The 19,841-nt window shown below is 40.1% G+C and carries 20 protein-coding genes; 16 read left to right on the top strand and 4 right to left on the bottom strand.

Features of this window, described 5'->3' with window-relative positions:
* The 4 genes from GJU41_RS15180 to GJU41_RS15195 all read left to right on the top strand — a co-directional run bounded on the left by GJU41_RS15180 (position 1) and on the right by GJU41_RS15195 (position 5,195).
* Positions 1 to 942 (top strand): NERD domain-containing protein, encoded by a 942-nt coding sequence (locus GJU41_RS15180; protein WP_154319064.1) that lies wholly within the window; start codon positions 1 to 3, stop codon positions 940 to 942.
* A gap of 125 nt (positions 943 to 1,067) precedes the next feature.
* On the top strand, positions 1,068 to 1,988 hold the full coding sequence (locus GJU41_RS15185; protein WP_070876560.1) for a diacylglycerol/lipid kinase family protein: 921 nt from the start codon (positions 1,068 to 1,070) through the stop codon (positions 1,986 to 1,988).
* Between the two features lie 71 nt (positions 1,989 to 2,059).
* On the top strand, positions 2,060 to 4,198 hold the full coding sequence (gene pulA / locus GJU41_RS15190; protein WP_154319065.1) for a type I pullulanase: 2,139 nt from the start codon (positions 2,060 to 2,062) through the stop codon (positions 4,196 to 4,198).
* Positions 4,199 to 4,388: 190 nt separating this feature from the next.
* Positions 4,389 to 5,195, top strand: coding sequence for a phosphotransferase family protein (locus tag GJU41_RS15195; RefSeq protein WP_070876558.1), 807 nt, complete (start codon positions 4,389 to 4,391; stop codon positions 5,193 to 5,195).
* On the opposite strand, the gene GJU41_RS15200 is transcribed toward GJU41_RS15195, so the two are convergent.
* Positions 5,192 to 5,470 carry a YtzH-like family protein gene (locus GJU41_RS15200; RefSeq protein ID WP_070876557.1) on the bottom strand — a complete coding sequence of 93 codons (279 nt, stop codon included), beginning with the start codon at positions 5,468 to 5,470 and terminating at the stop codon, positions 5,192 to 5,194. The genes GJU41_RS15195 and GJU41_RS15200 overlap by 4 nt on opposite strands.
* Positions 5,471 to 5,823: 353 nt before the next feature.
* Here GJU41_RS15200 and trmB point away from each other — a divergent pair, with 353 nt between their 5' ends.
* Together trmB and GJU41_RS15210 are read left to right on the top strand one after the other, a co-directional pair.
* Positions 5,824 to 6,468, top strand: a complete 645-nt coding sequence (trmB, locus tag GJU41_RS15205; protein WP_070876556.1) for a tRNA (guanosine(46)-N7)-methyltransferase TrmB — start codon at positions 5,824 to 5,826, stop codon at positions 6,466 to 6,468.
* Positions 6,469 to 6,521: 53 nt separating this feature from the next.
* Positions 6,522 to 7,370 (top strand): YtnP family quorum-quenching lactonase, encoded by an 849-nt coding sequence (locus GJU41_RS15210; protein ID WP_154319067.1) that lies wholly within the window; start codon positions 6,522 to 6,524, stop codon positions 7,368 to 7,370.
* A gap of 63 nt (positions 7,371 to 7,433) precedes the next feature.
* On the opposite strand, the gene GJU41_RS15215 is transcribed toward GJU41_RS15210, so the two are convergent.
* Positions 7,434 to 7,745 carry a PepSY domain-containing protein gene (locus GJU41_RS15215; RefSeq protein ID WP_154319068.1) on the bottom strand — a complete coding sequence of 104 codons (312 nt, stop codon included), beginning with the start codon at positions 7,743 to 7,745 and terminating at the stop codon, positions 7,434 to 7,436.
* A gap of 328 nt (positions 7,746 to 8,073) precedes the next feature.
* Between GJU41_RS15215 and GJU41_RS15220 the strand changes: the two genes are divergently transcribed.
* Together GJU41_RS15220 and GJU41_RS15225 are read left to right on the top strand one after the other, a co-directional pair.
* On the top strand, positions 8,074 to 9,147 hold the full coding sequence (locus GJU41_RS15220; RefSeq protein ID WP_154319069.1) for a M42 family metallopeptidase: 1,074 nt from the start codon (positions 8,074 to 8,076) through the stop codon (positions 9,145 to 9,147).
* Positions 9,148 to 9,238: 91 nt separating this feature from the next.
* Positions 9,239 to 9,766: a DUF84 family protein gene (locus GJU41_RS15225; protein WP_154319070.1), complete on the top strand. Its 528-nt coding sequence runs from the start codon at positions 9,239 to 9,241 to the stop codon at positions 9,764 to 9,766.
* A gap of 5 nt (positions 9,767 to 9,771) precedes the next feature.
* Here GJU41_RS15225 and GJU41_RS15230 read toward each other — a convergent pair whose 3' ends face one another.
* Positions 9,772 to 10,212 (bottom strand): YtoQ family protein, encoded by a 441-nt coding sequence (locus GJU41_RS15230; protein WP_070876551.1) that lies wholly within the window; start codon positions 10,210 to 10,212, stop codon positions 9,772 to 9,774.
* Positions 10,213 to 10,349: 137 nt separating this feature from the next.
* On the opposite strand from GJU41_RS15230, the gene GJU41_RS15235 reads away from it, so the two are divergent.
* The 6 genes from GJU41_RS15235 to murC all read left to right on the top strand — a co-directional run bounded on the left by GJU41_RS15235 (position 10,350) and on the right by murC (position 17,416).
* Positions 10,350 to 10,850 carry a hypothetical protein gene (locus tag GJU41_RS15235; protein ID WP_070876550.1) on the top strand — a complete coding sequence of 167 codons (501 nt, stop codon included), beginning with the start codon at positions 10,350 to 10,352 and terminating at the stop codon, positions 10,848 to 10,850.
* A 138-nt stretch (positions 10,851 to 10,988) separates the two neighbouring features.
* Entirely contained in the window at positions 10,989 to 11,306 is a 318-nt protein-coding gene (locus tag GJU41_RS15240; protein WP_154319071.1) for a thioredoxin family protein, read from the top strand.
* Between the two features lie 29 nt (positions 11,307 to 11,335).
* Positions 11,336 to 12,157, top strand: a complete 822-nt coding sequence (locus tag GJU41_RS15245) for a DUF1444 domain-containing protein (RefSeq protein ID WP_154319072.1) — start codon at positions 11,336 to 11,338, stop codon at positions 12,155 to 12,157.
* Positions 12,157 to 12,768 (top strand): YtpR family tRNA-binding protein, encoded by a 612-nt coding sequence (gene ytpR / locus GJU41_RS15250; RefSeq protein WP_070876547.1) that lies wholly within the window; start codon positions 12,157 to 12,159, stop codon positions 12,766 to 12,768. The genes GJU41_RS15245 and ytpR overlap by 1 nt, the downstream gene beginning before the upstream one ends.
* Before the next feature lie 152 nt (positions 12,769 to 12,920).
* On the top strand, positions 12,921 to 15,620 hold the full coding sequence (locus tag GJU41_RS15255; protein WP_070876546.1) for a DNA translocase FtsK: 2,700 nt from the start codon (positions 12,921 to 12,923) through the stop codon (positions 15,618 to 15,620).
* Between the two features lie 497 nt (positions 15,621 to 16,117).
* Complete coding sequence (gene murC, locus GJU41_RS15260; RefSeq protein WP_070876545.1) at positions 16,118 to 17,416, top strand: UDP-N-acetylmuramate--L-alanine ligase; 1,299 nt, start codon at positions 16,118 to 16,120, stop codon at positions 17,414 to 17,416.
* 47 nt (positions 17,417 to 17,463) lie between these two features.
* Here the strand turns inward: murC and GJU41_RS15265 are convergent, their stop codons facing one another.
* Positions 17,464 to 18,579, bottom strand: coding sequence for an aminopeptidase (locus GJU41_RS15265; protein WP_070876544.1), 1,116 nt, complete (start codon positions 18,577 to 18,579; stop codon positions 17,464 to 17,466).
* 214 nt (positions 18,580 to 18,793) lie between these two features.
* Between GJU41_RS15265 and GJU41_RS15270 the strand changes: the two genes are divergently transcribed.
* Positions 18,794 to 19,240, top strand: a complete 447-nt coding sequence (locus GJU41_RS15270; RefSeq protein ID WP_070876543.1) for a DUF948 domain-containing protein — start codon at positions 18,794 to 18,796, stop codon at positions 19,238 to 19,240.
* Between the two features lie 51 nt (positions 19,241 to 19,291).
* Positions 19,292 to 19,810, top strand: coding sequence for a YtxH domain-containing protein (locus GJU41_RS25425; RefSeq protein WP_070876542.1), 519 nt, complete (start codon positions 19,292 to 19,294; stop codon positions 19,808 to 19,810).
* Positions 19,811 to 19,841: the final 31 nt, after the last annotated feature.

Consider the following 19,841-nt stretch of genomic DNA (forward strand, 5'->3'; position numbering starts at 1 on the left):
TTGGCTCAATTAATCAAGATCCATTCCTGCATATCACGCTATGAAATGGATATATACCGCTACCAAAGCCAATTTCTGCGCTTGAAAAAACAGCAATGGCAAATGATCAAGCTGGCATACGAAAATAACGAGTTTCAGCATTTTATAAGCCGCCAAACGGAGACAATGGATGAGGCAGAAGGAATAGAGGAAAAAGAGAATTTTCTAAGTAAGGTGAGAAATAAATTCGGGAAGAAAGAAGAAACACTGTCTTACGATTTGACCATTCCGGCTGCTGATCAGCAAACAGATATAATGGAATTGTTCTTTCACTCTGTTCCCCAGTCAATGGAAGAGTTGAAAGTCAAATTTATGAATCACATCTTTAGGTTCCAAATGAAGTGGGCAACGTCTACTATTCGTGAAAAATCTTATGCAGATGCATCATTCTACGAAGATGAAAAGTTGCATGAACTTCTTCAGAAATTGCCGGACCAGCATCTCATCATGTATCATCCTGTTTTCAAAATGAAAAATACATCCATTGCGCTTGACCCGATTTTAATAAGCCCGAGAGAAATCGTTTGTATTCATTATTTAGAAGGAGTACAGCACGATGTTTTTGAAGGTTCAGCTGAACGGTTCTGGACAGTGAATCCGGGAGATCATGAAAAAAAACAGCTTTCTCCATTAATCAGTCTGAATCGGACTGGAACAATCGTGAAGCAATTACTCAGAGAAAGAAATATCAAACTTGAAATAAAAAAGGTACTGGTGTGCAAAAATGGATTCATTGAGTTCACCCAGGCGCCATACGACGTAACAATTGCAGACAAACGGAATTTCAATCAATGGTTTCAAATTTACAGAGATTCTTCAACCCCGATTAAGCATGATCAGCTGAGAGCTGCTGAGATTCTTTTGTCTCAATGCTTGATTGACTCCTTCCGCAGAAACGATTAATGCGCCTTTAGGCGTATTTTTTTTCGTTTCATACATACAGTTCCCCTAAAAAAAGCTATAATTTTACTAGACTGGGAATATCTCCGGAGATATTCAAGGAATTATTGAAGATAATGGAGCTAAGAATGAAAAACAGCATATACTTTATCATTAACCCTCTTGCCGGGAATGGCAGATCATTACGTGTTTGGAAAAAGGTAAAAGCTGAACTTGAACGGAATCAAGCAGACTATCGTTCATTTTTAACTGAATATTCAGGTCATGCTGAAATACTGGCCAGGCAAATCGCGACAATTCAGGATTACCACCTGAAGACAGTTGTTGGAATTGGCGGGGACGGGACGATCCATGAAATCGTAAATGGGCTGAGTGAATTTCATTCTGTGCAAATCGGATTTATTCCAGCCGGATCCGGCAATGACTTTAAGAGAGGGTACAACCTTTCCTCTAAAGACCCATCATCGATTTTTCGCAGGCTGCAAAGGCAAGTAAATAGCTTTGACCTTGGTCAATATCATACAGGGCAGATGAACCGTTTCTTTGTAAACAGCATGGGCGCAGGATTTGATGCGTATGTTGCAAAGCTTTCTAACGAAATGGAATTAAAGAAATGGCTGAATAAATTCCGGGCAGGTTCTTTTATTTATATAGCTGCCCTGCTGAAAGGGCTTTTTAATTACAAGCCAAACAGCGTAACTTTGACTGTTGATGACACAGATTATGTATTTGAAAATGTCTGGCTTGCTGCAGTTAGCAATCACCCTTTTTATGGGGGAGGAATGAAAATTTCCCCAGCTGCAAAACCAGATGACGGTGTACTAGATCTTATCGTTGTGCATAATTTATCAAGATTAAAGCTGCTATTGCTCTTTGGTCTGGTTTTTGCAGGAGTGCACACACGTTTAAAAGAAGTTCATACGTTTACGGCAAGGAAAATAAAAATTGCCGGAGCTGCTCCGCTCATGATTCATGCTGACGGAGAATACATAGGCGAAACACCGGTTACAGTCACATTGAGACCTAAAAGCATAAAGTATTATACGTAACTCTAATATCAAGTTGTTTCACTATGGGTATACTGATGTGATGAAACAACTTTTGCAGGCAGGTGACTAAAATGTTATCGGTACAACGTGTATATCATGCATACCTTGATGAAATGAACTTAATTACAATCCTTATCCCAAAAGAAATGCAGGCCATAGGCAATAAGACATTTTTTCTTCTGGACGGCGAAACCCGGCTGAAGCTTCAATGCGAGCGGCATCAGGATATAGAAAACAGAGTTAAATATCAATGCAGACTGGATTCATCTATAAAACCTTTTGGAAAATTGTATGAAGTATGTGATGAACAGGATAATAAAACAGATCTGCAAATAGGTGCAGTTATTCGGACGGCAGCTTTTGATGAACATTTTTATTATAACGGTGATGACCTTGGAGTGCGTTTCAGCAAAGATTCTGTCACAATGAAACTTTGGGCTCCTACAGCGACAGATGTTCAGGTGAAATTGCTGTTTCCAAGCGAACAGCGCGAGGAAACACTTCCGCTGAAGCGCGGGGACAGAGGCGTTTGGACGATCGAATTGAAAGGCAATTTTGACAGCGTTTTCTACACTTATCTTGTATGTGTGAATTTAATCTGGAATGAAGCAGTTGATCCCTATGCAAAAGCGGTATCCATGAATGGCGTATACGGGGTCATCGCAGATTTTGACAGGACAGCGGTTGAGAAATATACACCCGCTCCGCTTGGTCAATTAACAGATGCAATAATTTATGAAGCGCATATACGTGATTTTACCATCCACCCAAACAGCGGAAACAATCAAAAAGGAAAATATGCAGCTTTCACAGAAGCTGACACAAAAACTGGGATGGGAATGACTTCAGGCATTTCTTATTTGAAGGAACTTGGCATAACTCATTTAGAACTGCTCCCTTTCAATGACTTTGAAGGAGTTAATGAGCAGAATGTTTTGGAGCATTATAATTGGGGGTACAACCCGCTTCATTTTAATGCGCCAGAAGGCAGCTACTCATCTGATCCGGAAGATCCTTATTCAAGAATCAGGGAGTTAAAGACGGCCATTCAATCTATCCATGCAAATGGTATAAGAGTCATTATGGATGTGGTTTACAATCATGTTTACATCAGAGAAAACTCATCATTTGAGAAGATTGTTCCGGGATATTATTTTCGGCATGACCATAATGGACTCCCTTCAAATGGTACTGGAGTAGGCAATGATTTTGCTTCAGAAATGAAAATGGCCGGAAAGTTTATTGTGGATTCAGTCACTTTTTGGCTGAAGGAATACGATGTAGACGGTTTTCGCTTTGATTTAATGGGGATTTTGGATGTTGATACTATGAACATGGTGAACGAGGTTTGTAAGCGATTAAAGCCTGAAATTCTAATTTTAGGAGAGGGCTGGGATCTGCTTACCCCGCTTGCATTTGAAAAAAAAGCGATTATTGCAAATGCCGCCAAAATGCCGGGTATCGCATTTTTTAACGATCAGTTCAGAGACAACATTAAAGGAAGCACTTTTGAGGTGCTGGACAGGGGATTCATTCTAGGCAATACTGGAAATCCGGAAATGCTGGCAAAAATCATGAGCGGTTCGATTGCCCATTTTCAGAGTCCCGCTCAATCAATCAATTATGTAGAATCACATGATAACCATACACTATGGGATAAAATGAATTTGTGTCTTCCGAATGATTCGATTAAAGATAAACGGCTGAGGCAGAAGCTTGCTGCCGGCATGGTCATTCTTGCACAAGGAATTCCATTTCTTCATAGCGGCCAAGAGTTTTACCGAACAAAGCAGGGTGTGGAGAACAGCTATAACTCGCCTGACAAGATCAATCAGCTGGACTGGAATGAAAGAGAGCATCACTCAGACGATATCAAATACATTCAGCACCTTATTTCACTGCGGAAATCACATGGTGCATTCAGATTTAATTCCTCAGAGGAAATAAGCAGGCATTATCAGATTTTTATGAATGAGGAAGGCATTTACGCATACTGCTTAAACGATGTAGGCTCATATGGTCCATGGAGCAGGATTGCGGTCATTCATTGCTGCCATAAAAATGGAAAGGTTATTTCTTTGCCAGGCGAAGGTCAATGGGAACTTGCTTCAGGTCCATATATCAATCAGATTGAAGGAAACTCAGCCAAGCTTATAAGTGAATCATTTGAGGTGAAAGAGATAGGGACTTTTGTCTTATTCCAAAAGTAGGTTATCGGTTTTTCTTGACTAAAATTGCTTAGAAACGATAAAATTTAAAAGGATAGCTATCGGTACCTGATTCTTTATCTTTGAATAGCTGTCTTTTTTAATTGACTAAATGAAAAAATAGAAGGTGAAGCAAACAGGTGTACACTGCCTTTTGCTTTCCCTATTCCAAACTTATAAATGAAATGTTGGGTTGAAATTGAAGGTGAACTGGTTGGAACAACTACTAGGAAGCGAGTGGGAGCTATCTCCTGCTGGCGGAGCAACAGGCGATGCATATTTTGCACAGCGAGAAGGGCAAAAATTGTTCTTAAAACGAAATAGTTCTCCATTCTTGGCCGTTCTGTCTGCTGAAGGAATTGTTCCTAAGCTGGTATGGACAAAAAGGCTGGAAAATGGCGATGTGATAACAGCACAGCACTGGCTAAGCGGCCGTGAACTGAAGCCAAACGATATGAATGGCGAAAATGTTGCGGAACTGCTGCATAAAATCCATCATTCTAAAGAGCTGCTGGATATGCTGAAACGTCTGGGAAAGCAACCGCTTACTCCTTCAATTATTTTAGAGGATTTAAAGCAAACGGTTGAGTTTGAAAACTTTTATCTCCCAGAGGTCATACAGGCGCTTCATTATCTGGAGTCCAATCTCCCTTATGTGGACTGCGAAGATAAAGTGGTCTGTCATTGTGATGTGAATCATAATAATTGGCTGCTGTCCAACGATGAACAGCTATATCTGATTGACTGGGACGGGGCTTTGATTGCTGACCCTGCAATCGATATCGGCATGCTTTTATACTGGTATATAGACGAAAAAGACTGGGAAAGCTGGCTGTCCACTTATGGCCTGAATATGACCGATCAGCTTCGTGCAAGAATGTACTGGTATGTGCTTGCGCAAACGATTACCTATACCCTTTGGTATCGGGCGAAACACAACGAAAAGGAAACAAATGAGTGGCATAACTACCTTCGGCAAATGATTTCTAAGTTAAATTAAGAAAATGAATCAATATCATCAATCCATTGTGTAAGAACATTTTGCTGAGATGTTATATAGGAATTCAGTTCTGAAGAATTTTTTCCGTCCTGACTGTATGAATAAATATTTTGCAGTACGTTCTTTAAATCCTGATGAATGTTTGAATTCACCATCAGAGATTTGATGACACGCTCGAGCTGTTCACATTCTGCAACTGTTCCGCAGCAGTCACTTTGATGTTCAGTCAATATATCCTTTAATAATTCAACTTGATGCTGATATTCTAGCGGCACGGCAAACACTCCTTTACAGATTCTTGTCTTAATTTGTGCAGGAAACAGCCATTTCATTCTGAATTATAAATGACCAGTTCCCGTCGGGCCTGGTCATTTTTTCGCGAAGTAAAATACGCTTGAATTCAGCCTGACGTTGAAGTGTTTTACAGCTATGAAACAGGTTTAAATCCTGATTTATACTGATAGAAACTTGATTTTTATTGATAGAACTTTGATTCATGTCGAAAGAACCCTGATAGACAATCATAGACCTTCATTAAAATACACATTTTTACATGGAATTCCTCTTGCACACCCTTCTAATTCATGATATCTTTTATGGCGACATTAAATCGATAGAGGTGTGCTTCATGCGATTGCGTAATAAGCCCTGGGCTAATGATTTCATTGCCGGGCATTCAAATATTGTGATACAAAATCCTAAAGAGTATAAAGGAAAATGGAATGAAATCTTTGGGAATAATAACCCGATTCATATTGAGGTTGGGACAGGAAAAGGGCAATTTGTGGTTGGAATGGCAGGGGCTAATCCAAACATTAATTATATTGGCATAGAATTGTCTGAAAGTGTCATTGTTGGGGCTCTTCAAAGAGCGGTGGACGCAGAACGAACAAATGTTCTGCTGCTCAATGAGAATGCAGAGGATCTGACTGATATTTTTGCCAAAGACGAAATTGAGAGAGTGTATTTGAATTTCTCTGATCCATGGCCGAAAACGAGACATGAAAAACGCAGATTAACCTTTAAAACATTTCTTAAAAGGTATGAAGATATCTTAGTTGATGAAGGTGAAATTCACTTTAAAACAGATAATCAGGGGCTGTTCGAGTATTCGCTTCAAAGCTTCTCATCCTATGGACTGCTTTTAACTTACGTAAGCCTGGATTTGCACAAAAGCGAATACGAGGGCAACATCATGACCGAATATGAAGAGAAATTTTCACAAAAAGGGCAAAGAATCTATCGCTCTGAAGTGAAATTTTTAAAAAAGTAACCCATGTCCACGGACGCGGGTTTTTTTGTTATGATTGAATTGGAGGGGATAATATGGAAACTTTAAAAATAGGTCAAACAACGTTAACATGGCTTGACGGCGGGGTAACTTATCTTGATGGAGGCGCTATGTTTGGGGTCGTTCCTAAACCGCTATGGTCAAAAAAATATCCTGTTAATGAACTCAATCAGATTGAGCTTCGCACGGATCCAATCCTTGTTCAAAAAGAGGGCATCAATTTACTGATTGACAGCGGTATTGGTTCAGGAAGACTTACCGATAAGCAAAAGCGGAATTTTGGTGTAACGGCTGAATCAAATGTAATCGCTTCATTAAATGAGATGGGATTGAACACTGAAGATATTGATTATGTTCTTATGACACATTTGCATTTCGATCACGTTTCCGGTCTGACCAAGCTTGTAAATGATGAACTTGTATCAGTATTTCCACGTGCAAAAATTATCACGTCTTCTACCGAATGGAATGAAATGAGAGAGCCTAATATCAGGTCTGCAAATACATACTGGAAGGAAAATTGGCTGGCCATCGAAAAACAGGTCGTTCCTTTTGAAGTGAAAACAGAACCGGTACCGGGAATAGAAATGATTCACACGGGCGGCCACAGTGATGGTCACAGTATAATTAAAATAGAGGATAATGGAGAAATACTTCTCCATATGGCAGACCTCATGCCAACACATGCCCACACCAATCCTTTATGGGTGCTGGCATACGATGACTATCCAATGAACTCGATTCAGCAGAAGCAAAAATGGCTCGGGTATGCGGGCGAAAAACAGACTTGGCTGTCTTTTTATCATGACGCCTTATACCGCGCAATCAAATTTAATGAAAAAAGAGAAATGATCGATAAAGTTGAGAGAATTCGACCAGAATAAAAAAATGGCATGGAGAGCAGTGTCTCCATGCCATTATGCATTTTTTAATCAGGCTTTTTATCTTTAAGCAATTTGTTCTACGTGAAGGATATTCCCGCTTTTTGCATCCACAAAAGCTTCGTATTGTTCGAGCTCCGAGTCAGCTGTTCTGGTAATCCCTGCTTTATAAATACTGTACGTCTCACCAGATTCGGTATAGGACTCGCGGACTGTATAGATCCATGATCCGTTGATTGGACCCTTTTCCTTAAATGCATTTTTCACAACTGCAAGAGCTTTTTCAGAAGAAATATATGCCGGCTTTAATTGATCCTTGAAAATGTATGCAGCAGCCAGGCCAATTCGAATACCAATGAATGCTTTTCTGCAATTCATCACGATCTCCTCCATCCTTAACACATTGATTTAAGTATACCGAAGTTCTGCACTGTTGTTAAGTGAATTGAGCTTTAGGCTGAAACATAAGGCGGACGGCTAAATAAAGCTGCAATTCAGCTGTAAAAAACAGAAAATCGTTAGAAAGATACAATTTTTTGCTAATATAATGGAGAATTAACAATTGAGAATGAAACAAAGAAGGCCAATTTTCACGGATTTTTTTATCTTCCATCAGTTTCGATCAGGTGCTGTGCTTTTCTTTAGTAGCACCAAACGATAACTTTCTGTAAAATAAAAGTATACATACGTAAAGGGGATATGATGGATGAACCAAGAGACGTTAGAGCTTTTTAAAACATTAACGGAACTTCCGGGTGCACCGGGAAATGAGCATGCGGTGCGTAAATTCATGCGTTCTGAGCTCAGCAAGTACTCAGATGAGATTGTTCAAGACCGTTTAGGAAGTATTTTCGGGGTAAAGCGCGGTCATTCAGAAGGTCCAAAGATTATGGTTGCAGGGCACATGGATGAAGTTGGGTTCATGGTAACGGGGGTCACGAAAAATGGAATGGTAAGATTCCAGACGCTTGGCGGGTGGTGGAGTCAGGTGCTGCTTGCACAGCGCGTTGAGATCATAACAGACCAAGGACCAATTCCCGGCGTCATTGGCTCGATTCCTCCCCATTTGTTAAGTGAGGATCAGCGCAACAAACCGATGCAGATAAAAAATATGCTAATTGATATTGGAGCAGATTCAGAAGAAAATGCAGCAGAGCTTGGGATTAAGCCAGGTCAGCAAATTCTTCCTGTCTGTCCCTTTACTCCAATGGCAAACCCTAAAAAGATTATGGCTAAGGCCTGGGATAACCGCTATGGCTGCGGATTGTCCATTGAACTGTTAAAAGAGCTGAAGAACGAAACGCTTCCAAACACTCTATATTCCGGAGCGACTGTACAAGAAGAGGTAGGGCTTAGAGGAGCACAAACTGCTGCCAATATGATTCAGCCTGATTTGTTCTTTGCTCTTGATGCGAGCCCTGCAAATGATATGAGCGGAGCAAAACATGAATTTGGCCAGCTCGGCAAAGGCGCGCTGCTCCGCATTTTAGACCGGACAATGGTGACGCATAGAGGAATGCGGGAATTTGTTTTAGACACAGCAGAATCCAACAAAATCCCATATCAGTATTTCGTGTCGCAAGGCGGAACAGATGCAGGACGTGTTCATACTTCAAATGACGGTGTTCCTTCAGCAGTTATTGGCATCTGCTCGCGTTATATTCATACGGCAGCTTCAATTGTCCATATTGACGATTATGCTGCAGCAAAAGAATTAATAGTCACTCTTGTAAAAGCTTGTGATCAAACGACTTTGGATACAATTAAGCAAAATTCATAAAGAGAAGAAGCGGAAATCACTGCTGTGGTTTCCCTTTTTTAGAGTTAAGTAGTATAAAAATTTGCCTATAGATGTCTTAGGAGAAAAAATAATGAAAACAGCAATTGGAACCTTAAACCCAGCAAAAGTAAATGCGGTAATATCAGCTCTATCTAATTATGAGCATATTACATTCCAAAGCTTAAAAGTCCCATCTGGAGTATCCGATCAGCCGTTTTCAGATGAAGAAACCATACAGGGAGCCATTAACAGGGCGGAAAATGCGAGAAAGATGGAGCTTGCTGATCTTGGCATAGGCCTTGAAGGAGGCATAATTGAAACCAGTCAAGGTTTTTATTTATGCAACTGGGGTGCTTTGACAGGAGCTGACTTTGCACCAATAATTGCAGGCAGCGCCAGAATCTTACTCCCGGATGATGTTGGCAGGAAGGTGAAATCGGGTATTGAGCTTGGCATCGTTATGGATGAATATGCAAATCAATTTAATGTAAGTCAGAATGAAGGAGCAATTGGAATTTTTACAAATGGCATGGTGAACAGGACAGAAATGTTTACTCACATTTCAAAACTTTTATTCGGACAATATTTTTACATGCAAAATAAGAGCAGCGGCAAATAAAGCCGCTACTCTTGTTCAAACAGATAGGATAAGACTGCAATTGCCTGATCAATCGTTTCTACCGTGACATCGGCTTTAGAAGAAAGCTCTTTGAGTGGGTGGTGCAGATTCTCAGGCCGAATGATAATTAATGGCTTTTTGTTCGACAATGCACTGCTTGCATCCATTGCAGTATTCCACTGCTTATATTTTTCTCCAAATAAAGCAATCACAATATCAGATTTCTCCATCAAAACTTTTGATCTGAAATTATTAATTTTTGATGCAGCTTCATCTCTGAAAATAGCATTGGGCTGTGTGCCGAGTATTTCTTCTCCAATCAGATCAGATCTATCATGGTTTTCCATTGGTCCTGTAAAAATGATTGGGAGATTCCCGGTCTTCTCTTTAACTTCATTCCTCCAATTACTATGTATTTCTCCAGCTAAGTAAACATGGAGCTTCATTCCAAAACACCTCTTTTTTTAAAAAATTCATTACCCTTTTTTTCTTTTCATAAAACAAAGCTCTCTTGTCAATTCTAAAATGAAAGGGTTATTATAGAAAAGGGTCCTATTTTCCTATTGATTAAGGAGGGTTTTTCTTGAAAAAAATTCTAGCAGGCATCATAATTGCTTCTCTTTTTTCCTTATTAGCCTGTTCAATGAATGAAGAAGAAATGCAAACTGCAACGATAGATCAGACAAAAAAGACTTTTACAAGCAAGCCGGCTGCTGCCAATGAAGAAAGCGGCACTTTTAACTATCATTTGCCTGAAGGCTATAAAGTTGAATCTGCCAAAAATAATAACTTGATTTTCAAACGTGATGATGACCAATATATTTTATTTGTTAATGATAAAGAAAAAGAGGACAGTACCGTTTTTTACGATTCTTTGCTTGAGCAATACAAAGATCCAATAGTAGAAGAAACCTTTAAGGATAATGGAAGGTTCGGATACGTTCTCGTCGATAAACTGGAAGACGATGAATATGAGGTTTCTGCCGGAATAGGCGGAGTTAAAATGACAACGCAAACAAACGGGCGCAATGTTGCAGATACAGCTGAACAAATGATGGGAATTGTGTCTTCTGTTACCTATTAAAACAAAAGAATTCTCCTTTGGCCTCAAAGGGGCTTTTTCTTTTATACAGGCTAAACTATTGGTAACCAAGTGCTTCTTTTGGTATGATGCGAATGGATGAATGCACGAATTGGAAACGAAATTATTGGAGGTTTTAACATGGAAAAATTACAATCAATGGCTCAATATAACGAATTAATTCAAAAAGAAAATGTGATTCTTATGTTTTCAGCTGACTGGTGCCCCGATTGCCGTTTTATTGACCCGTTTTTGCCGGAGCTTCAGGCTGAAAATGACAAATTCACTTTTTATTATGTAGACAGGGATCAATTTATTGATCTTTGCGCTGAATTAAATGTATTTGGCATTCCGAGTTTTGTCGGATTCAGCAAAGGACAGGAAACAGGCCGTTATGTGAACAAGCACCGTAAAACGAAAGAGCAGATTCAAGAATTTATAAACGGATTATCTTCATAAAACAGTTTCGGCAGGGAGCGGAATGAAACATGAAAATGACTTCAAGAAAAATGGCAGAGACAATCAAAGAGCGTTTAAAACATAAAGATTGGACAAGCCATTTTGATAGAGAAAAGGATCAATTGCGTGTCGAAGATGATACGACTAAAAAGGGAATGACGATATCTCTTCCTGGCATTATTGCTAAATGGGAAGAAAAAAAAGACGCGGCTGTTGATGAATTAATTTATTACATCGAAGAAGCATTGACAGTTATGAATGTTGAACAGGAATTGACAGGTAAAGAAAAAGGGATTTTCCCTGTTATCAGATCAACGTCCTTTCCTGTTGAATCCTCTGACGGCGTTTTGCTGATTCATGAAGAACATACAGCTGAAACGAGAATCTATTATGCGCTTGACCTTGGAAATTCCTATCGTTTGATTGATGTGAAAATGATGGAAAGAGAGAACTGGACGTTCAGCAAAGTGAAAGAAATGGCAAGGTTCAATCTCAGGTCGCTGCAGACAAGTGTAAAAGAAGATCAAGTTGCAGGAAATGTCTTCTACTTTTTAAATGCGAATGATGGCTATGATGCTAGCCGTCTGCTTAATGACACCATCCTTGATTCGTTCCATGAAAAAATGGAGGGGACGATGGCCATTGCAGTGCCGCATCAGGATGTTCTGATCATTGCGGATATCAGAAATGATACAGGTTATGATATTTTAGGCCAAATGGCCATGAGCTTTTTTGCAAGCGGAAGGGTGCCTATTACAGCTTTATCTTTTCTGTATGAAAACCGAGAGCTAGAGCCGATCTTTATTCTTGCAAAGAACCGGGCAAAAAAGGAAGAGGAAGGTAAACAATAATGCGCGTATTTTATAACAAAGAAGGTGTAGGGGATACCCTGCTGATCTCACTGACTGAAGTGTCAGAAGAAAATAGAGCGTTTGAAAAGAAGGGAGATGCAGTGCGGATATACAACAGTGCCTCAGGAGAAACGGCAGGATACAATCTTTTCAATGCATCCTCTTATTTTGAGATGGAGAGCAGCGGCGGCGTTGTTGAATTGACTGAAAATCTGCTTAATGATTTGAATGCCAGCCTGCATCAAAATGGCTTTGAGGAACAGCTGCATGCTGATCTTTCCCCGAAATTTATAGTTGGTTTGGTAGAAACAAAAGAAAAACATCCAAACGCCGATAAATTGAGCGTATGCCAAGTTAACACCGGCAGAGAAAAACTTCAAATTGTGTGCGGTGCACCCAATGTCGACAGCGGACAAAAGGTTGTTGTGGCTAAAGTCGGAGCAGTCATGCCGAGCGGCCTCGTGATTAAGGATGCAGAGCTCAGAGGCGTTCCTTCAAGCGGAATGATCTGCTCTGCAAAGGAATTGGATCTGCCGAATGCACCACAGGAAAAAGGGATTTTAGTTTTAGACGATCATTATGAAATCGGAGCCGATTTTTTTAAAAAATAACGGACTCCCATAAACGCATTTTCTAAAGCGAATACTCTATTTAAAAGTTAAAAAGTCACTAGGGAATTTTCTAGTGGCTTTTTTCATCTTTAAAAGATAGGATTAACTGTTACAATAGTAAATAAGACGAAACCTTTGAAAGAGTGGTTTTTATGAGTTGGTTTTCAAAAATGATCAATTATTTTGCAGGTGAAACAGAGACAGACAAACACTTAGAAAAAACATCAGCTGAAAAAAGGCAAATTCCAGAACAACAGCAGCAGCCTGTACATAGAGCACCTGTACCGCCAAAAACGCAGCCTTCAAATGTGAAAAATGTAGAAACAAAAGTAGCCTATCAATATCCTAAAGGAAATTTTAAATTTCCAATGATTCCGGATCATCAAAAAAACCGTCCAGAACCGAGAAGGAAAAGTCCGGAAAGTGCAAAAACTGAAAGGACGAAGCCTAAGAACGTAAGCAGCACAGGGCGTATTCCGGGTAAATCAGCCAGAATGAAGACAAATTCAGATTCAAAGAGGCCATTTCACCCAACTGAAATTCCTTCGCCAATTTACGGCTTCAGGCCAAGAGATAACCAAGAGCCCCTGGAGTATCGAATCAGTCCAAGAAATGAAGCGAATCAAAGCGGCGGCGAGCCAGTTTCAAGTTTATTTAAAAGCTTTCAGCAGGCAGCGCAATCTACTGAATCCGTAATGTCAAAATTAAATGAACATAAACGGGCCGAGCTTTTGAAAAGAGAAGCTGCGAGAATGAGAGAACGTGAAGCCGCGGAAATTCCTGTATCATACGTGCGTGAAATTCCGAGAAAAGATGACCAGGTGATTTTAAGTACAGATGATGCGGAGCCTGTACCTGAAATGATTCCAGAAATCAGCTTTCAAAATGAAGGACTGAATAAAGATAACCAGCTTCTTTCCTTTGCTTCTGAGGACGATCAAGAAGAAATAAGCATTCTTTCTTCCAGTCAAGCTTATAAAAAAGAAGTACAGCCCATGCCATATGAAAATAGTGAAATAGCGGCAGCTTCAGATGAAACCGAATTGGTCCTGACAGAACAAGTACAGCCGCCTATTGAGGCAGAAGAGGAACCCTTCGAGAGCATTGATATACACGAAGAAAAGCAAACAAAGACCGAATGGATGCCAGTTGAAGAGCCGGAAGAAACTCCAGAAGCGGCCGTTATAACGGCAAGCGATAATGAGTTAAGGTTTCAGACGGACGCTCATAAAGAGATTTCTCAAGATAAAGAAGAGGAAACAAGGTTAATAGATGAACTAGAAAAAACTGCACCTGAAATAACGGAGGAACAGCCTTCAGTAGAAGGAGAAGAAAATCGTTCCGGCAGATCAACCGTACCATTTAATGTCATGATGTTTGGAAGAGATAAACAAAAAATTCAAAAGTCCGAGGGCTCTTCAAATTCTGGATCATCGTATCTTTTCCCCTCATTGCAGCTTTTGAACATTCCGCCTAAGGAATATGTTGATGATGTGGATTGGCTGCGGGAACAAACAGAATTGCTGAATGTGACACTTGAGAATTTCAATGTGAAAGCAAGAGTTGTTCATGTCACACAGGGCCCTGCTGTTACCCGTCTAGAAGTTCAGCCTGAACCTGGAGTGAAAGTAAATAAGATTACCAATTTAACAGATGATATCAAACTTAGCTTATCAGCTAAAGATATCCGCATAGAAGCCCCTATTCCGGGTAAAAACAGAATTGGAATAGAAGTGCCGAACAGGCACAGTAAGATGGTCTATTTGCGCGAAATTCTAAGAAGCGCAGAGTTCAGAAATAATCCGTCTCCGCTGACAGCTGCCCTTGGCCTTGATATTTCAGGACAGGCTGTTGTGACAGATCTGAAAAAAATGCCGCATGGATTAATTGCCGGAGCAACGGGTTCAGGCAAAAGCGTGTGTATCAATACCATCTTAGTAAGTTTGCTTTATAAAGCTTCGCCTCATGAAGTGAAGCTGCTTCTGATTGACCCTAAAATGGTCGAACTTGCCCCGTATCACAATGTTCCTCATCTCGTCAGTCCGGTCATTACGGATGTAAAAGCGGCAACGGGTGCATTGAAATGGGCAGTGGAAGAAATGGAAAGACGGTATGAGCTATTTGCACATGCAGGAGCAAGGGACATTTCCCGCTATAATGAACTTGTTGCAAAACATAACAGCGGTGAGCACATGCCGTATCTGGTCATTGTCATTGATGAGCTTGCTGATTTAATGATGGCAGCTCCTGCCGACGTAGAAGAAGCAATCTGCCGCATTGCTCAAAAGGCAAGAGCGTGCGGAATACATTTAATTGTTGCTACACAGAGACCATCTGTTGATGTCATCACTGGATTAATCAAGTCGAATATTCCGACTAGAATTGCTTTTTCTGTTTCATCTCAAGTTGATTCCCGGACAATTATCGACTCAGCCGGAGCAGAAAAATTGCTCGGTAAAGGGGATATGCTCTTTTTAGAAAATGGCACATCCAAAGCTGTCCGCATTCAGGGGAACTTTGTATCTGATGAAGAAATTGAACGTGTCGTCAGCCATGCCAAAAAACAGATGAAGCCGGTCTTTTTATTTGAACAGGAAGAGCTGATGAAGAAGTCCAGCATAGGAAGCGAAGAAGATGAACTGCTGCTTGAAGCATGTGAATATGTGGTAGATCAGGGAGGAGCCTCAACATCCAGCCTGCAAAGAAGATTCAGAATCGGATACAACCGTGCAGCAAGGCTTATGGATATGATGGAAAAGCAGGGAATTATTTCAGAAGCAAGAGGAAGTAAACCCCGTGAAGTCCTGATTTCAGAGCAGGACCTCGAAACCATTCAAGAAAGCGGAATGTAATGGAGAACTGGCTTGCCATTATCATATAAATACAAAAGGTGTCTTTTATGGTAAATATTCTTCGAAATAGAAATTTTTGTCTGAAGAAGTTATGATCACCAGGAATTGGGAAAACTGATTTTGAACAGTTTCCCCAATTTTTCCGCGCGAATTAAGACATAATTTGAAGCTGCTGTCCGTAATGTTTAAAGGGATAGGGAAACATTTCCTTTTTATTCCGCACTTGCCAAGTTCATGGATATCGTTTAATATGCATTGGGCAGGATAAATCGGCCCGTTTCATTCACTTAATAAATTTAAAGACAAAATGCCTGGTTTTGTTTGTCGGTTTTGAAGGACGCTTTTTATAGTTATCCATACAGCGTTCTGCTATAATGTTAAATCGTAAGCTATACTACATATCCGCTATCTTATGCATTCTAATTAAACCTGGGTTGCAAATTGGGATAAGAATCATATAATGTCAAACAGATAGACGTTTGTTGGAGGTTCTATTTATGACTGTTTACCATTTCGTTGGAATAAAAGGGACTGGAATGAGTGCCCTTGCACAGATTCTGCATGATATGAACTACGAAGTTCAGGGATCTGATATTGAAAAAACCATTTTTACTCAAAAAGCTTTAGAACAGCGCGGTATTCCGCTTTTTCCATTTTCAAAAGATAATATCAAAGAAGGATTAACCATCATAGCTGGAAATGCGTTTCCTGATTCCCATCCGGAGATTGAGGAAGCACACAGCCTTGGACTTCAGGTTATTCGCTATCATACGTTTTTGGGCGAGTTTATGGAAAAGTTTACAAGTGTCGGCATTACAGGTGCCCATGGCAAAACCTCAACCACAGGCTTGCTTGCCCACGTTATTCAGGGAGCGAAGCCAACTTCATTTTTAATTGGAGATGGAACTGGAAGAGGGATGGAGCAAAGCGAATACTTTGTTTTTGAAGCATGTGAATATCGCAGACACTTCTTGTCCTATTATCCTGATTATGCGATTATGACGAATATCGATTTCGATCATCCAGATTACTTCAGCAGCATCGATGATGTTTTTAAAGCATTTCAAGAGATGGCTATGCAAGTCAAAAAAGGCATTATTGCCTGCGGTGATGATGAGCATCTTCAGCATATTCAGGCAAACGTGCCTGTCGTTTATTACGGCTTCAGTGAAGAGAATGACTTTCAGGCTCGCAATGTTGTCAAGGCAACTGATGGAACAAGTTTTGATGTATTTGTCAGAAACACTTTTTATGCATCCTTTAAAATTCCGACATTCGGCGATCACAGTGTACTGAACGCACTGTCTGTCATTGCACTTTGTCATTACGAAGAGATTGATGCAGAAGTGATTCAGGCACAGCTTCAAACATTTGAAGGTGTAAAGCGCCGCTTTAATGAAAAGAAAATCGGCAACCAAGTTCTAATTGATGACTATGCTCATCATCCTACTGAAATCACAGCAACGATTGACGCTGCAAGACAGAAATATCCGGACCGTGAAATCGTTGCGGTATTCCAGCCGCATACCTTTACACGCACACAATCGTTTTTAGAGGAATTCGCGGACAGCCTGAAGAAAGCTGATACGGTCTACCTTTGCGACATATTCGGTTCTGCACGCGAAAACATCGGGAAACTGTCGATTCAGGATCTGCAAGATAAAATCGATCGCGCTTCATTGATTGATGAAGAAGAAACGGCCGTCTTAAAGCAGCATGAAAATGGAGTTCTTGTTTTCATGGGTGCTGGAGACATTCAGAAATACCAGCAGGCTTACGAAAAGGCTCTGGTATAATAAGCACAAAAAAGCATGAGGCGAGAACGCCTCATGCTTTTTTGTGCTTATTTCAGATTTTCAGGATTCAAGCCTTCTAGGGCCTCAATGACAAAACGGCCGTCTTTTCGGATGAGCACGCCGTCAAAATACATTTCTCCGCCCCCGTATTCAGGGCGCTGAATGTTTACCATATCCCAATGAATGTTAGAATGGTTATCATTGAAAGCATCGTCATAGCACTGACCTGGAGTGAAGTGGAAGCTGCCGTCGATTTTTTCATCAAAAAGAATGTCCTGCATCGGATGCTGAATGTAAGGATTAACGCCAATTGCAAATTCACCAATATATCTTGCTCCTTCATCAGTATCGAAAATGCTGTTGATGCGTTCTGTATCATTTGCAGTAGCTTCAATAATTTTTCCGTCTTTAAATGTAAGCTTTACATTTTCAAATGTAAAGCCGTTATATGGAGACGGAGTATTGTATGTAATCGTTCCATTAACAGAATCACGAACCGGAGCTGTATAAACCTCACCGTCAGGGATATTCATTTCCCCTGCACATTTAACAGCAGGAATGTCTTTAATAGAGAAAAGCAAATCCGTTCCCGGCCCTGTAATTCTTACTTCATCTGTTTGATTCATTAAATCGGCGAGCGCGTCCATAGCTTTGTCCATTTTTCCGTAGTCCAGGTTGCACACATCAAAATAAAAATCTTCAAATGCTTCTGTGCTCATTTTTGCGAGCTGAGCCATTGATGAGTTCGGATAACGCAAGACAACCCATCTCGTTTTAGGAACACGAATATCACGGTGAACCTTTTGGCCGATTGTTCTGCCCTGCAGCTTCATTTGAGCGTCAGGCACATCAGCATGTTCGTTGATGTTGTCTCCTGAACGAAGACCAATATAGGCATCCATTTTGCTCATGACATTTGCTTCAAACTCAGCCATCATTCCAAACTGTTCTTCCTGTCCACCGAGCAGAAGAGCGCGGTCTACCTGCTGATCTTTAAGAGAAACAAACGGATATCCGCCTGCAGCATATGCTTCATGGACGAGTGCTGTAACTAATTCTCTTTGCAGGCCAAAGTTTTCAATCAGTACTTTTTCTCCTTTTTGGAGCTTAACTGAATAATTGATCAAGTTCTTTGCTAGCTTTTGAATTCTTGGGTCTTTCACTTGTTTTCCTCCCGGTATGCAAATAAGTAATACATGTCTATTGTAACCGATGTCAGAAAAAAATTTAAAATAATTATTGAAAATTTAAAAACACGGCCATAATAGGAAAGGAATCCAATTTTTTTTGTAGAATACTAGCAGTATGAAAAATCTTTATGTTTATAATTGAATACTTGCGGGAAACAGTTACTATCGCTTATTGGAGGTGCTGAAGTTGGAAATTATTTTATACTTAGCTGTTGCACTAATTGCAATTGCATTCACTGTACTAGTCGTTTTCCTGTCTAAAACGTTAAAATCCCTCTCTTCTACATTAAATAATGTAGCCGGAACACTGGCTGGGCTTGAGAATCAAATCCAGGGGATAACGCTTGAAACGACTCAGCTGCTACATAAGACAAATGCTTTGGCAGAGGACATTCAGGAAAAATCAGAAAAGCTGAACACTGTTGTCTACGCGGTTCAGGGTGTTGGTTCATCTCTTCAGAATTTTAATGATTCTGTTCAGAAAGTATCAGCATCAGTAAGTACAAATCTTGAGAAAAATCAGGATAAAATCAACCAGGTTGTACAATGGAGCAACGTTGCAATGGATGTCTGGGGAAAATGGAAGCTGAAGAAGCAGAAATATGAGCGTCAGCAGAAACAGCCAAGTTTATGAATTCGTTTTAAAAAAATATAAAATAAGAATCGCAATAGGGAGGAATTTATCATGAGTAAAGATTCAATCAACAGTAAAGATTTTCTTATCGGAACACTAATTGGAGGAATTGTAGGAGCAACGACTGCATTATTCCTTGCACCTAAATCTGGTAAAGAACTTCGTGATAACATTGGTGAGCAGGCAGTCATTGTTAAAGAAAAAACAGGAAAAATCACAAATGATGCTCGTGAGAAAAGCAATGAATTTGCAGCACTTGCAAAAGAAAAGTCAGCTAATCTAACTCAGGTTGTATCAGAGCAATCTACTCAAATCATGAATAAAGTACGTGATCTGAAAAGCTCTAAAGACCAAAACGGGGAGCAAACTGAAAACAATCCTGAAGATGTAAAGCTTAACTTAGCGCCTGAGGCTACAAGTGATGATCCTCAGCTGAATTCTTCAGTTCAAAGCCCTGTTAACGAAACAGGACAGCAAGCTTCTGGATCTACACAGCATGCTGAAGAATTAAAAAAGCAAGTAAACAAAGAAATTGAAGAATCTAAAGAAGCATTTTCAGAAAAAAAATAAGACAATGAATCGGCAAAGTTAACCGCTTTGC

Origin of the sequence: Metabacillus idriensis, assembly GCF_009674765.1 — a bacterium.
Taxonomy (GTDB): Bacteria; Bacillota; Bacilli; order Bacillales; family Bacillaceae; genus Bacillus_P; species Bacillus_P idriensis.

Bases quoted from the DNA above. Each gene is read 5' to 3' on its own strand.
- GJU41_RS15185 (WP_070876560.1), top strand. From the start codon at position 1,068: ATGAAAAACAGCATATACTTTATCATTAACCCTCTTGCCGGGAATGGC.
- pulA (WP_154319065.1), top strand. From the start codon at position 2,060: ATGTTATCGGTACAACGTGTATATCATGCATACCTTGATGAAATGAAC.
- trmB (WP_070876556.1), top strand. From the start codon at position 5,824: ATGCGATTGCGTAATAAGCCCTGGGCTAATGATTTCATTGCCGGGCAT.
- GJU41_RS15210 (WP_154319067.1), top strand. From the start codon at position 6,522: ATGGAAACTTTAAAAATAGGTCAAACAACGTTAACATGGCTTGACGGC.
- GJU41_RS15215 (WP_154319068.1), bottom strand. From the start codon at position 7,745: ATGAATTGCAGAAAAGCATTCATTGGTATTCGAATTGGCCTGGCTGCT.
- GJU41_RS15220 (WP_154319069.1), top strand. From the start codon at position 8,074: ATGAACCAAGAGACGTTAGAGCTTTTTAAAACATTAACGGAACTTCCG.
- GJU41_RS15225 (WP_154319070.1), top strand. From the start codon at position 9,239: ATGAAAACAGCAATTGGAACCTTAAACCCAGCAAAAGTAAATGCGGTA.
- GJU41_RS15230 (WP_070876551.1), bottom strand. From the start codon at position 10,212: ATGAAGCTCCATGTTTACTTAGCTGGAGAAATACATAGTAATTGGAGG.
- GJU41_RS15240 (WP_154319071.1), top strand. From the start codon at position 10,989: ATGGAAAAATTACAATCAATGGCTCAATATAACGAATTAATTCAAAAA.
- GJU41_RS15245 (WP_154319072.1), top strand. From the start codon at position 11,336: ATGAAAATGACTTCAAGAAAAATGGCAGAGACAATCAAAGAGCGTTTA.
- ytpR (WP_070876547.1), top strand. From the start codon at position 12,157: ATGCGCGTATTTTATAACAAAGAAGGTGTAGGGGATACCCTGCTGATC.
- GJU41_RS15255 (WP_070876546.1), top strand. From the start codon at position 12,921: ATGAGTTGGTTTTCAAAAATGATCAATTATTTTGCAGGTGAAACAGAG.
- murC (WP_070876545.1), top strand. From the start codon at position 16,118: ATGACTGTTTACCATTTCGTTGGAATAAAAGGGACTGGAATGAGTGCC.
- GJU41_RS25425 (WP_070876542.1), top strand. From the start codon at position 19,292: ATGAGTAAAGATTCAATCAACAGTAAAGATTTTCTTATCGGAACACTA.